The sequence below is a fragment of the Brachybacterium sp. UMB0905 genome (genome assembly GCF_002871795.1).
Taxonomy (GTDB): Bacteria; Actinomycetota; Actinomycetes; order Actinomycetales; family Dermabacteraceae; genus Brachybacterium.
Map to the genome: position 1 here is coordinate 218,456 of NZ_PNHL01000003.1, position 11,685 is coordinate 230,140.

The window sequence follows — 11,685 nt, forward strand, 5'->3', positions numbered from 1 at the left end:
AGCCCGCCGCCCGAGCCTCCGCCACCTCAGCCTCCACCACCTCCTCCGGCACCCGATGCCGGACGCTGGCGTCCAATGCCGGGGGCGAGGAGATGATGGTGCGGCCGCTGTGGCCCGTCCAGGCCACGCGGTGCCCCGACTGACCCCAATCTCCGTTGCCGTCCCCATCTCCGGCGCCGACCCGATTCCCGGTGCCATCCCTTTTCCCGGCTCGGCTCCCGTCCTCGGATCCTTCCCCGGCCAGGCCCGCATGCTCCGCCGCGTCCTGCAGGCGGATGACGCGGCGGCTGTCGTGCTCCTTGCTGCCGTTGCACAGCGCGCAGGTGCTCTGCCCGTTGTCGGCAGTGGTCGCACCACCGCGGGAGGCGGGGTGGATGTGGTCGTGCTGGCGCACGGCGGCGTTGCAGTAGGGGGCGCGGCAGGTGCCGTCGCGCCAGGTGAGGAAGCGGCGCAGGGCGGGTGGGAAGAAGCGGGCCCGCGATTCCAGGGCCACGAGCTCACCGGAGGTCGGGTGGGTATACAGCCGGCGCAGTACGGCGCGTAGCTGCGGCCCCTCGGCGCCCAGCGGATCGGGGTCCCCGGGCTCGGGGTCACCGGGCTCGGGTATCTCAAGGTGGCTGCGCAAGTCCTCGCGGAGCGCCTCGGCGGGCACGGGACCGTAGCCCTCGATCTGGGCGAGGTCTCCGGTGCCGGGGTCCAGCAGGGCGCGGTCGGTGATGATCACCCCGACGTCGAGCATCACGGGGTCCATGGCATCCTCCCGCCCCAGCACCGTGCTGACCAGGGCGTCTGCCATGAGCGCGCCGTGGCCGTCGCGGGCCCCGTCGGCGCGGCGCCGCTCCGCGTCCAGGTGCAGGCGTTTGCGCACGAGCGTCGCGTCCACGGCCGAGAGGTGGGCGCGCAGCGTCGCCATGCCGTGCTCTCCGGGGCTGAGCGTGACGTGGCGGGTGCGGCGGGCGCGCTGATGCCGCGTCGCGGCACCGTCGGGGTCGATCTCTCCGACGATCGCGTCGACGGCGCGCCGCCACTGCCGAGTCCCGGCACCCTCCATCCACGGGGCGCCCTGAGCGAGGATGCGGTCCACCTCGCGACGCTGCGCGGGGTCGAGCGCGGCAGAAGCCGTGGAAATGCCGTAGGCGTCGCGAGAGCGCAGGTGACCGGTGGCGAGCATCCCGAGCATCTCTGGCATGGTCTCCACGAGTCGGCGGGCCCCGGCCAGGGTGGAGCCGGCGGCGGCCGGGGACCGACGGGTCAGCAGCGACAGGTCGCGACGGGTGACCGCATCGGCCCGTTTCAGCAGTGCCGCATCACTGCCCGCGGCCTGCTCATCCCCGTCGGGGTCAGCATCGCGGGCGGCTTCGAGGGTGTCTTGGCGCGTACGGTCGGCGAAGGCCACTGCGGCGCGGGCCTCGAGCGCATCGACCGCGCCGCGCAGGCTATACAGCACCTGCAGCACGGCGACGACGTCATCCCGGCTGTACTCGGCGGGGGCGAACATGTCCCCGGGTTCTCGGGCCAGCTGGACGGCGAGGTGTGCGACGTCCCCCAGCAGGAGCGCGAGTCCCGCCGGCCCGGACTCGCGCAGTACGTCCAGCAGCGCCGGATGCGCGAGCTGCGCACTGGCGTTCTGCAGGGGCGGTGGAGTCGTCATGCCCCCAGCCTGGCAGGGCATGACGGCGTGAAAAAGACCCGACGAGAAAATGTGGATAAGCGGGCTCCCCTCCCCCAACCTTCCCGTTGACCTGCACCGATACCCGGTCGACCTATCCTCCACAAACGCGCCGACAAATTCTCACGAATGCGCGCATTTCACAGACCCGTCGGCCGACACTTCACCCCTTCACCACCCTGCGCGACAGCCACCGCCACCGCCATCCCGGCCATCATTCGGCGCCACGCGCACCTGCGCGGGTGCGGCGAGACCACGCGGCGACGCCGAACAGAGCCAGGGCGAGAGCGATGCCATGGGCGGTGCGGACGGCCGGCGGAGTGAAGAACTGCGGCAGGTAGGCAGCGACCAGCACAGCGGTGGCGACGGCGAACCAGCGGGCGCGGCCGGGGGTCATCATTGCCCAGCCGATCGTCCCGGCGGCGGCGAGCACGAGGCCGGCGGCGAAGAGGCTCAGCTGGAGCGGGCTGTTCCGCATCACGGACTCGGCCTGCAACAGGTCGAGGTTGCCGGATTCGAGCGCGGTGCGCGCAAGGCCGTTGAGCCCGAACGCCTCGACGCCGTAATAGGGAAGCAGCGCGGCGACGCCGACCGGAGCAACCCACGTCCACCAGCCCCGGCGGACGCTGGTCGCGATCGCCCCGGCAAGTGCCGCCCAACCGACCATTCCCGACACGTGCGACAGCGGCCACAGCGGCGACGCGAAGGCGTGTGCCATCTCGGTGACGTCGCCGAGCTTGTCATCCCACGGCCGTAGCAGTGGAAAGGCGGCGAAGGCGGCGCCGGACACCCCGGCGAGGATGCGAGAGGTCGTCGCGGCCATGACAGACTCCAATTGGGTGAACACCGTTCTCTGACGTGACGGTAGCACACTGGGTGAACAGCGTTCACCGAACTTGCTAGACTGCCCCCATGACCACCCGCGCCGAGGCGAAACAGCTCACCCACGACCGGCTGCTCAGCGTCGCCCGCGAACGCCTGCGCGAGGCCGGCGCAAGCGAGCTGTCGCTGCGTGACGTCGCCCGCGGCGCTGGCATCACGCCATCGGCGGTCTACAAGCACTTCGACAACCGGGATGCTCTGCTCACCGCGCTGCTCATCGGCAGTTACCGCGACCTCGCGGCGGCCCTGCATGCCGAACCGGCCGCGGGCGGCGATGCCTGGACGCGGCGGGCCAACCGGCTGCGCGCGTGGGCGCTCGAGCATCCGCAAGACTTTCAGCTGCTCTACGGCACCCCCGTGATCGGCTATGCCGCGCCGACTGAGACGGTTGAGCCGGCCGCGGCGGTTGCCGATGCCTTTCTCGAGCTCGTCGATGCGGTGCCCGAGGTTCCCAGGCCGCTCACCGAGCAGCTCACGGGCGCGGCGGCTGCGGCGGGTAGCGATCCGCGCGCCCTCGCCTGGACCCTCGCGAGTCTGAGCCACCTCGTCGGTCACCTCATGCTCGAGCTCGGCGGCCACTTCGTCGGAACCGCCGCCCCGGCCGACAACCTCTGGAACTGGATCGTCGCAGGGCAGCAAGCGCACGCTGCATAGGTGTGCAGCGATAGGCGCCGATACAGCTCGCCCCTCCCGAGGTCACCGGCCCGACGTGTCACTCCCCCGTCGGCACCATCGCCATCACGTCAGCCGCCGCCCCGTAGAGCGCCCGGTGTGCCGCGCGCATCCGCGCATGCCCCTGCACCGCGCGCGCCTCCGGCTCCACCACCACGCCGCCTGACCGAGCCTGTTCGGCGAGCGGGCGGATCCGATGCGGCAGCTCGAGTGCCTCGGCCGCCAGCAGCGCGGTTCCGAGCAGCGCGGCATCCGCCTCCGGCACCGCGCGCACCTGGCGTCCGGTCACGTCGGCGAGGATCCGCCGCCAGGGGGCCGATGCCGCTCCCCCGCCGGTCACCGCGAGCACCCCCGCGCCCCCGTCGGCCCCTTCGCCCCCGTCGGCGCCGTCGACCCCTGCGAGGGCGTGTCCGATCGCATGCGCGACCCCTTCGAGCACCGCCGCGTACACGTCCGGGCCGCGGGTCGTGGCGTCCATGCCGAGCACGGCCGCACGCAGCTCGGCGTCCCGCACCGGGTAGCGTTCGCCGTGGATCGAGGGCAGGGCGAGCAGGCCCGTCGGCCCTCTCCCGCACTCTGCTTCCCGCTGCTCCAGCAGGCCATCGGCCTGCGACGTCGAAGCCCCACCGAGGAATGCCTCACGCGCCCACGAAGCGGCGGCCCCCGCAGCGAGCAGCGCGGAGATCCGCAGGGAGCGCCGCCCTGATCCGTCTGCCTCCAGCAGCAGCCGGTGGGACACGTCCACGCTGTGCCGCGCCGAGCCCACGGGCGCATCGGCCACCACGGAGGCGACCCAGCCGCTGGTGCCCATGTACGCGTAGGCCTCCCCGGCGGCGAGACCGACGATCCCCGCGGTGGTAGCGCCGGCATCCCCCGCGACGAGAACGACAGGGATCCCCGCGGGAAGGCCCAGCAGATCCTGGGCCCGCGCGTCGGTGCGGCCGATGGTCTGCGCGGATCCGCTGGTCAGACGGGGTAGATGCTCCTGCGGGATTCCGGCGGCCCGCGCCACGGCAGGAGACCAGCGGCGCGTCCCGGCATCGAGCAGCCCGGTGGTCGACGCGGTGGTGGGGTCGCACCAGGCGCCGAGCCCCAGGGCGTCCGCGAGAAAACCGGCAGGCCCGAACACGAGGCCGCGCGAGCGTTTCACGGTGGCGGGGTCGGTGCGGCGCAGGCGGCGGTGCATCGCGGCGCAGCTGGTGGCGTCCTGCTGATTGCCGGTCAGGGCATCCCAGTCGGCGCCCTGCCCGGCGAGCAGCGCGTGGATCTCCTCGGCCTCGATCACGGCGCGGGTATCGCTGTACAGGATCGCGGGGGTCTGCGGGGTGCTCGGGGCGGGCAGGAGGATGAGGTCCTGCATCTGCCCGGTGATGGCGAGGGCCGACGGGGGCGCGGTGTCTGCCGCGGCGCTGACCTCACCGATCGCCTCCCGGGTGGCACGCAGCCAGTCCCCCGGATCCTGCTCGGCACCGCCATCGGGCGTGGTCGCGGTCGGGTATGCGCGGGTGGCGACGGCGCGGGTGCGGCCATCACAGTCCACGAGCGCGGCTTTCGCGGCGGAGGTGCCCAGGTCCAGGCACAGCAGCGGGGGTGATGCGGGCTCGCCAGTCATGGGATCAGCGTAGGCGTGGGATCGTGAGCGCATGACTGAGCTGCGCATCCGCCCCGCCCGCCTGGCCGAGATCCCCCGAGTGGTGGAGATCGAGACGCAGGCTGACCAGGTGTTCCGCACGGTCGGGTTGCCTGAGCTGGCGCAGGACCCACCGGATCCGGGGCGCCGGGAGGCACTGGCCCGGGAGGGCCGGCTGTGGGTACTGGAGCGCGTGACGACGCTCGCGGGCTTCGTGACAGCCGAGCTGCTGGATGGGCATGCGCATGTGGGCCAGCTGTCCGTCGCGCCGGAGCACGCTGGGCACCGGTTGGGCCGACGTCTGCTGGAGCATGTGGAGCACTGGGGCAGGGCGCAGGGGTGCCCGGCGACCACGCTGACCACCTTCGTGGACGTCCCGTGGAACGCCCCGTATTACACGCGGCTGGGCTACGCGGTTCTGCCTGCCGAACAGTGGGGGCCGGGTCTCACCCGCACGATGCAGCGGGAGGCGGGGCTGCCGGGGCTCGGCGCCGCTCCCCGCTGCGCGATGATCAAGCCGTGCCCGTCGGCCGACGGGGCGTGAGCCTGGCGCCTCCCCTGCAGATGACGGATCCCCCGCCTCCACGGATGGAGACGGGGGATCCGTTGTCAGGGCCGATCAGGGCCGGTCAGGGTCAGCTGGGTGAGCTCACTCCTGCTCGGTGTCCCGACGGCGACGGCTCACCAGCGCGGCACCGCCGGCCAGGAGGGCCGCGGCCAGGCCCGCGAGACCGGCCGCCTCCACACCGGTGCGCGCCAGCGGGCCGCTGGGCTTGCCGGGGTGGGCGGGCGTCTGCGTCGAGCCGGAGCCGCCGGGGGCGGGCTGACCCGGAGTGGGCTGACCCGGAGCGGGCTTCTTCGAGTCCGGGTCCTTCGGGGCCGGAGGCTCCTTCTCACCGGCCACGGTGACGGTCACGGTGTCGATGACGTTGCCCTCCGGGGCTCTTCACAGATGACGGTGTAGTTCGGTTTTGAATCCTCCGGTGTCCAGTAGTGATCGGATGACGTAGTGGGCGAGGTTGCGGAAGCCCAGCGCGGTGCCGCGGAGGTGCTCGAGTCGGCCGTTGATCGCTTCCGTGGGGCCGTTGCTGGTGGCGGGGTGGTCGAGGTAGGCCAGCACGTCCTCGGCCCGGTGTTTCAGGGTCCGGCCAAGGGTGATCAGCTCTTTGAGCTGCTTGGGTACTCCCTCGGTGAGGTCGTCGATCACTGCTTGCAGGGCCTTCTTTCCCGCGGCGCGGTCGGGGTCACGATACGCGGCGACGATGCGCTGGTAGATGCCCCAGGTTGCTTCGACCTCGACGTGCGCATCGCTGGCGAACACGGCCCTCAGGCGGGTGGTCTGCTTGTCGGTGAGCAGGTCCGCTCCGGTGTGCAGTACTCGGCGGATGCCGTAGAGCGGGTCTGCGGACCGGCCACGATGACCGAGGGTTGCCTGCTGGACGCGTTGGCGGCACTGATCGACCTTCTCGCCAGCCAACGCGACGACGTGGAACGGGTCCATCACTGCGGTCGCCTCGGGCAGCTCCTGGGCGGTCGCGGTTTTGTAGCCGGGCAATCGACGGTGCCTCGGGAGACGCCCTACTGACCGCACCGGTGGCACCAGTTGTCCGGTTCGATCACGCGACACTCCAGTACCGATCGGTGCGGCTCGATCCGCTGCCCGGGCACGGTCAGGCCCAGCCTGTCGAGCTGGCAGAAAGTATCGAGAACGGGCGTGGTAAAGGTAGCGTTGAGCACGTCGAGGTCTTCCAGATGGCGAGCTTAGGAACTTCCATCATCGGGAGACCTCGACGCCTATCCCGGCACCGCCGCGCCGATGGGTCCCTACACCCTCATCTGTGAAGAGCCCAAATAATGCTGACCCCGGGCCTGGACCGTTGAGCTTGCGTCCCTCACCAGCAACGCCTACGTTCTTACTCCCTAACGAGCGGCCAGGGTAGCTCAGGATTGCCTAGGAGAACTGCTCGGTAACTTGGAGGTAATCTTCCCTCACGAGCGTCTTCAACTCCGCCTCGATTCGTCCTCGCAACTCAGGGCGCTCTGTCCCCAACGCTGTCGATGCGTCACGCCAGCGGTCCGCCTCATAGAGCCAGACGGGACGAGTGAGGAGTTCCGCTGACTCCCACTCATATCGCGGCCATACGTGGGCATGGACCATCGCGTCGGTGTTGCCGAGCACCTCAAGATTGGTTCGTCGAAATGCTGGGTCCAGGGAGCGACATGCTCTCTCGACTGCGGTCGCGAGGAGGTCAGCGTCAGCGAGGAACTTGACCCGCTCGAGACGCGGCATATCTGCCAGTGCGGAGGGCGTCGGGTCTTTGCCCAGTAACACGCAGTATCCGGGCAGGAATTGCACGTCACCGATAACCGCGTAGCCGACGCTGAGTTCTGCCAGGACCGTTGGGTTCTCGCCTCGTCGTGCAGCACCGATCCGGTCATCACGCCAGTCCATGCACCCGACCATACCGGTACCTCACAGCGAATGCCGTCAGACTCGGAGAATCGATCAACACTGAGCCGACCTGCAGATGCTCGACCTCCATGTCGCCAGGAAGCGATGGCCCCCGACTCAACCTGCACAGCCGCGTTGCTGTCAAAGCTGCTGTCAAATCCGGTTCGAGGACCTTCCCCTAGGGGAAACTTCTCCGGTCTGACCTGCGGTGGGCCCCGTGGGGATCGAACCCACGACCCGCGGATTAAAAGTCCGATGCTCTACCGACTGAGCTAGAGGCCCTGGCTCGCCGCGCGGGCGAGCCCAATCATCCTACCGGCGCGGCAGCCTCCCGTAGCACGAGAGGCGCAGCACACCGGCCACGGCCCACGGCCGACGGAGCGCTCCGCGCGCCATCGGCCGCTGATCCTGTGCGCTCAGGCCTTCTTCTTGCTCACAAAGTGAAGGATCACACCGACGAGCAGCAGCAGGAAACCCAGCATGCCGCCGAACACGCCCATCAGCACACCGCCGACGCCCGCGAAGATCCCGCCGATGGACACCGGCGGGCCCACAGCCACCGGGGTGCCGCCGCAGTCGATCGTGTAATCGCCGGCCTCCGTGGCCGTGAAGGAGTCGAAGGAGACCCAGGTGCGCTCCCCCGTGCCCAGTTCGCTGGACTGGGCGGTGCCCGGCGCTGCCGCCTCGCCCGATGGTGCGGTCACCGTGCACGAGGGCGCGGGTGTGCCCTCATCGACATACAACTGCAGGGACTCATCGGCCTCAGCGCTGTAGGTGCCGGAGCCACTCTCGAGCACCTGGAGCTTTCCTGCGCCACTGGCCACATTCCCGAAGCCGGCCACGGCCAGCACCACGCCCAGGATCACGCTCAGCGCCAGGATGGCGCCGCCCAGGATCATGAGGATCTTCGGGGCCTTGGACTTCTTGCGCGGCGCGGGCGGAGCTCCGGTGTAGCCATGGGCGGGCTGAGGCGAAAACTGCTGGGACACGGTGACTCCTGTGGGTCGGGGAGAGCGCGCCGGTGGGCGCGGACGCGGCCAGCGTAACGCCCTGGATAGACTCGCGCCCATGCCAGATCCCCTCGTCCTCGCCGCCGACGTCGAGACCGAGCTGATCGAGCGCAAGAGCCGCTTCATCACCCGACTGCACCGCGTCGAGGACGTAGAGAAGGCTGACGCCCTGGTCCGTGCCGCCCGCAGCGAGCACCCCGATGCCCGCCACCACTGCACCGCGCTCGTCCTCGCCGAACGGGCCGACCGCGCCCTGGTGCACCGCTCCAATGACGATGGTGAGCCTGCCGGGACCGCCGGGATGCCGATGCTGCAGGCGCTGCTGCACGCGGAGCTCGTGGACGTCCTCGCGATCGTGATCCGCTACTTCGGCGGCGTGAAGCTGGGGGCCGGCGGGCTGGTGCGCGCCTACACCGCGGGCGTGGAGCAGGCTGTGGGCCAGGCGCGTCTGCTGCGGCGCACCGAGCAGATGGTCGCCCAGGTCGAGGTGTCCCCGGCCGACGTCGGGATCGCGGAGAACGCCGTTCGGCTCTGGGCCGCCGGGGCTGGCGCGACCGTGGAGCCCACCGAGTACGGGACGCGCTCGGCGCTGCTGACCGTGCTGCTGGAGCCCACGGATCTGCCCTCCTTCGAGGCCGATGTGGCCCGCTGGTCCTCCGGGCGATTCACCGTCGAGGACGCCGGGCGCCGCACCGCCGACGTGCCGCGGTGAGACGTGCCGCGGTAGAGAGACCAGCCATAAGACAGCGGCGCCGCACCGGATCGCTCCGATGCGGCGCCGCCGCGAGCATGCTGTGAGGCACGCAGGCCTCACGCGATGCGTGGGTGTGCCTGGATCAGGCGCGCTTGGCGAGGAAGCCGTAGATCACCATAACGATGATCGCGCCGACGATGCCCAGCAGGATGGTGCCGACGCTCCAGGGGTTGTTCATGATGCCGCTGACGCCGTCACCACCGAGCAGGCCGCCGATGAAGCCGCCGACGATCGCGCCGATGACACCGAGGATGATCGACATGCCCAGGCCCATGCCCTGCTTGCCGGGCATGATGGCGCGGGCCAGCAGGCCGATGATGGCGCCGATGATGATCCAGGAGATGATCAGTCCAAGAAGGCCCATGAGATTGCTCCATTTCGTGGGGGAAGAGGTCAATCGTGCAATCACATTCTCCCGAGGCTCGTGGGCGAACTGGGAATCCGGGCCGACACCGCTGGTCAGAACGTCGACCAAGCGGTCAAAGCGGCCCTATCACACGGTGACCCCTTCGGCCCGGGCCTTTAGTGCCGGACGGTCATGTGAGGGGCACAGGCACGGCCCCCATCGGCCCTCTACACACGGAAGCGCCCGAGCCCGCCATCGCGGACCCGGGCGCTCAACGCATCGCCGCGGCGATCAGAAGTCCCAGTCGTCGTCCTCGGTCTCCACGGCCTTGCCCATCACATAGGAGGAGCCGGAACCGGAAAAGAAGTCGTGGTTCTCATCGGCGTTCGGGGACAGCGAGGCAAGGATCGCGGGGTTCACCTCGGTCTGATCCGCCGGGAACAGAGCCTCGTAGCCCAGGTTCATCAGGGCCTTGTTCGCGTTGTACCGCAGGAAGGTCTTGACCTCCTCGGTCCAGCCCACCGGGTCATACAGATCCTCGGTGTACTCCTCCTCGTTGTCATACAGCTCCATGAGCAGCCCGTACGTGTAGTCCTTGAGCTCCTGCTGGCGCGCCGGATCGGACTTCTCCACGGCCCGCTGGAACTTGTAGCCGATGTAGTAGCCGTGCACGGCCTCATCACGGATGATCAGGCGGATGATGTCCGCGGTGTTCGTCAGCTCGCCGTGGCTGGAGTAGTGCATCGGCAGGTAGAAGCCGGAGTAGAACAGGAAGGACTCCAGCAGCGTGGAGGCGACCTTCCGCTTCTCCGGATCATCGCCCTGGTAGTAGCTCATGACGATCTTCGCCTTCTTCTGCAGCGGCTCGTTGAACTCGCTCCAGCGGAAGGCCTCGTCGATCTGCTTGGTGTTCGCCAGGGTGGAGAAGATCTGCGAGTAGGACTTGGCGTGCACCGACTCCATGAACGCGATGTTGGTGTACACCGCCTCCTCATGCGGGGTGACGGCGTCGGGGATCAGCGAGACCGCGCCGACGGTGCCCTGCACCGTGTCCAGCAGCGTCAGCCCCGTGAACACGCGCATCACCAGGTTCTGCTCCTGCTCGGTGAGCCGGCCCCAGGACGGGATGTCATTGGACAGCGGCACCTTCTCCGGCAGCCAGAAGTTGCCGGTCAGGCGGTCCCACACCTCCTGGTCCTTGGGGTCGGGGATCCGATTCCAGTTGATCGCCTGGACGGAAGTCTTCAGGTGGTCGGAGTTCACATCTGCCTCGCTCGACGGGTGGGCCCGGGCGTCGGCGCACGCTAGGGGGCCGACGGGGCGGGCGGGGTCGCAGCCAGTCTAGGCCGCGGCAGTGGTAGCCGGCTCGGGGCTCGCCCAGCGCCGGTGTCGAGGTGGTCACCTCGGGGCGAGGCCTACCGGGAATGGCACCTCACCACCTTGGCCCAGACCGTATGGGGAGTCCTCCCCATCGCAGGGCTGGCCGGATGGCCCTAATGTTCTGACGCAACAGACTAGATGTAGCTGGTCATGACCGTGGCGGCGTCTGTCCCGGCACCCGATGCAGAGGAGCTGGAGGATGCCGAGACTCGGGCGGTTCGGGTGGAGCGCGATGGCGCCTCGGGCTTGACGGCGACGGAGATCCTCATGTTGCGCGGCCGCTATCTCCGGGCGGACCGCAGTGCTCTCGCCACAACTCTCGTCGGGATCGACCCCACCGAGATGTCGCGGCAGATCACCTCGGTCATGACCCCGCGCCGCTGAACCCGCCACCCGCGGGATCCCCGCTGCTCAGCGGCGTGCGCGCCTCGCGCGGGCCTCGCGCTGGAACCGCTCGCGGTCCGCGGCTCGCTGTCCACGCAGCCACGCGGGATACATCCACAGCGGCAGCACCGAGCTGTGAGCCGTAGGGATCGCGATCACGAGCCAGACCACGACCTCGAGGGCGAGAGCACCCAGCAGCAGGCCGTTGATCAGGGCCGTGGGGGCGCCCAGCAGGGCAGCGAGAGCCGCCGCGAGGACCGCGAGCGCGCCCACGATGAGGGTCTGCGCCGCAAGCGGCAGGATCAGCAGGACGATGCGCTCCGGTGCATTGGCGAACTCTGAGTCGACCAGCGGTTTAGCCACCCACCACTGCGAGGCACCACGTCGGCGCATCCACGCCAAGACAAGCGCCAGCACGACGCCGGCACACCCCGCGAGGGCAGCGATCAGGAGCATGAGCAGAGGCGCGACGTTCACGTCTGTAGCGTCCCACAGCTGTTTCTGAC

The 11,685-nt window shown here is 69.7% G+C and carries 13 protein-coding genes, 1 tRNA gene and 1 pseudogene; 4 read left to right on the plus strand and 11 right to left on the minus strand.

What is annotated here, in order from left to right; translation table 11 throughout:
• Both CJ197_RS04015 and CJ197_RS04020 read right to left on the minus strand, forming a co-directional pair.
• Positions 1-1,651, minus strand: a 1,651-nt coding sequence (locus tag CJ197_RS04015; RefSeq protein ID WP_158239362.1) for an HNH endonuclease signature motif containing protein, incomplete at its 3' end; no start/stop codon positions are given.
• A gap of 232 nt (positions 1,652-1,883) precedes the next feature.
• Positions 1,884-2,492, minus strand: a complete 609-nt coding sequence (locus CJ197_RS04020; RefSeq protein ID WP_102235457.1) for a hypothetical protein — start codon at positions 2,490-2,492, stop codon at positions 1,884-1,886.
• An 89-nt stretch (positions 2,493-2,581) separates the two neighbouring features.
• Here CJ197_RS04020 and CJ197_RS04025 point away from each other — a divergent pair, with 89 nt between their 5' ends.
• Positions 2,582-3,205 carry a TetR/AcrR family transcriptional regulator gene (locus CJ197_RS04025; protein WP_102235458.1) on the plus strand — a complete coding sequence of 208 codons (624 nt, stop codon included), beginning with the start codon at positions 2,582-2,584 and terminating at the stop codon, positions 3,203-3,205.
• A gap of 58 nt (positions 3,206-3,263) precedes the next feature.
• Here the strand turns inward: CJ197_RS04025 and CJ197_RS04030 are convergent, their stop codons facing one another.
• Positions 3,264-4,835 carry an FGGY family carbohydrate kinase gene (locus tag CJ197_RS04030; protein ID WP_102235459.1) on the minus strand — a complete coding sequence of 524 codons (1,572 nt, stop codon included), beginning with the start codon at positions 4,833-4,835 and terminating at the stop codon, positions 3,264-3,266.
• A 31-nt stretch (positions 4,836-4,866) separates the two neighbouring features.
• Here CJ197_RS04030 and CJ197_RS04035 point away from each other — a divergent pair, with 31 nt between their 5' ends.
• Positions 4,867-5,397: a GNAT family N-acetyltransferase gene (locus tag CJ197_RS04035; protein WP_102235460.1), complete on the plus strand. Its 531-nt coding sequence runs from the start codon at positions 4,867-4,869 to the stop codon at positions 5,395-5,397.
• A gap of 105 nt (positions 5,398-5,502) precedes the next feature.
• On the opposite strand, the gene CJ197_RS04040 is transcribed toward CJ197_RS04035, so the two are convergent.
• The 5 genes and pseudogenes from CJ197_RS04040 to CJ197_RS04060 all read right to left on the minus strand — a co-directional run bounded on the left by CJ197_RS04040 (position 5,503) and on the right by CJ197_RS04060 (position 8,294).
• Positions 5,503-5,769 (minus strand): LPXTG cell wall anchor domain-containing protein, encoded by a 267-nt coding sequence (locus CJ197_RS04040; protein ID WP_102235461.1) that lies wholly within the window; start codon positions 5,767-5,769, stop codon positions 5,503-5,505.
• Between the two features lie 30 nt (positions 5,770-5,799).
• A pseudogene (locus CJ197_RS04045) lies at positions 5,800-6,402 on the minus strand (transposase); the annotation flags it as partial.
• Between the two features lie 402 nt (positions 6,403-6,804).
• On the minus strand, positions 6,805-7,305 hold the full coding sequence (locus CJ197_RS04050; protein WP_199173866.1) for an HIT family protein: 501 nt from the start codon (positions 7,303-7,305) through the stop codon (positions 6,805-6,807).
• A 209-nt stretch (positions 7,306-7,514) separates the two neighbouring features.
• Positions 7,515-7,587 (minus strand) — tRNA-Lys (locus CJ197_RS04055).
• Positions 7,588-7,721: 134 nt separating this feature from the next.
• Positions 7,722-8,294 (minus strand): hypothetical protein, encoded by a 573-nt coding sequence (locus CJ197_RS04060; protein WP_102235463.1) that lies wholly within the window; start codon positions 8,292-8,294, stop codon positions 7,722-7,724.
• Positions 8,295-8,373: 79 nt separating this feature from the next.
• Between CJ197_RS04060 and CJ197_RS04065 the strand changes: the two genes are divergently transcribed.
• The gene (locus CJ197_RS04065; RefSeq protein WP_102235464.1) at positions 8,374-9,027 is read left to right on the plus strand and encodes a YigZ family protein; all 654 of its coding nucleotides are present in this window, start codon (positions 8,374-8,376) and stop codon (positions 9,025-9,027) included.
• A 124-nt stretch (positions 9,028-9,151) separates the two neighbouring features.
• Here the strand turns inward: CJ197_RS04065 and CJ197_RS04070 are convergent, their stop codons facing one another.
• Both CJ197_RS04070 and nrdF read right to left on the minus strand, forming a co-directional pair.
• Entirely contained in the window at positions 9,152-9,433 is a 282-nt protein-coding gene (locus CJ197_RS04070; protein ID WP_102235465.1) for a GlsB/YeaQ/YmgE family stress response membrane protein, read from the minus strand.
• 273 nt (positions 9,434-9,706) lie between these two features.
• Positions 9,707-10,678: a class 1b ribonucleoside-diphosphate reductase subunit beta gene (gene nrdF, locus CJ197_RS04075; protein ID WP_102235466.1), complete on the minus strand. Its 972-nt coding sequence runs from the start codon at positions 10,676-10,678 to the stop codon at positions 9,707-9,709.
• 267 nt (positions 10,679-10,945) lie between these two features.
• Between nrdF and CJ197_RS04080 the strand changes: the two genes are divergently transcribed.
• Positions 10,946-11,179: a hypothetical protein gene (locus tag CJ197_RS04080; protein ID WP_102235467.1), complete on the plus strand. Its 234-nt coding sequence runs from the start codon at positions 10,946-10,948 to the stop codon at positions 11,177-11,179.
• A 27-nt stretch (positions 11,180-11,206) separates the two neighbouring features.
• Here CJ197_RS04080 and CJ197_RS04085 read toward each other — a convergent pair whose 3' ends face one another.
• Positions 11,207-11,656 carry a hypothetical protein gene (locus CJ197_RS04085; RefSeq protein ID WP_146007696.1) on the minus strand — a complete coding sequence of 150 codons (450 nt, stop codon included), beginning with the start codon at positions 11,654-11,656 and terminating at the stop codon, positions 11,207-11,209.
• Positions 11,657-11,685: the final 29 nt, after the last annotated feature.

Coding starts and splice junctions, on each gene's coding strand:
- CJ197_RS04035 (WP_102235460.1), top strand. CDS start 4,867: ATGACTGAGCTGCGCATCCGCCCCGCCCGCCTGGCCGAGATCCCCCGA.
- CJ197_RS04050 (WP_199173866.1), bottom strand. CDS start 7,305: ATGGACTGGCGTGATGACCGGATCGGTGCTGCACGACGAGGCGAGAAC.
- CJ197_RS04070 (WP_102235465.1), bottom strand. CDS start 9,433: ATGGGCCTTCTTGGACTGATCATCTCCTGGATCATCATCGGCGCCATC.
- CJ197_RS04065 (WP_102235464.1), top strand. CDS start 8,374: ATGCCAGATCCCCTCGTCCTCGCCGCCGACGTCGAGACCGAGCTGATC.
- CJ197_RS04025 (WP_102235458.1), top strand. CDS start 2,582: ATGACCACCCGCGCCGAGGCGAAACAGCTCACCCACGACCGGCTGCTC.
- CJ197_RS04020 (WP_102235457.1), bottom strand. CDS start 2,492: ATGGCCGCGACGACCTCTCGCATCCTCGCCGGGGTGTCCGGCGCCGCC.
- CJ197_RS04030 (WP_102235459.1), bottom strand. CDS start 4,835: ATGACTGGCGAGCCCGCATCACCCCCGCTGCTGTGCCTGGACCTGGGC.
- CJ197_RS04080 (WP_102235467.1), top strand. CDS start 10,946: ATGACCGTGGCGGCGTCTGTCCCGGCACCCGATGCAGAGGAGCTGGAG.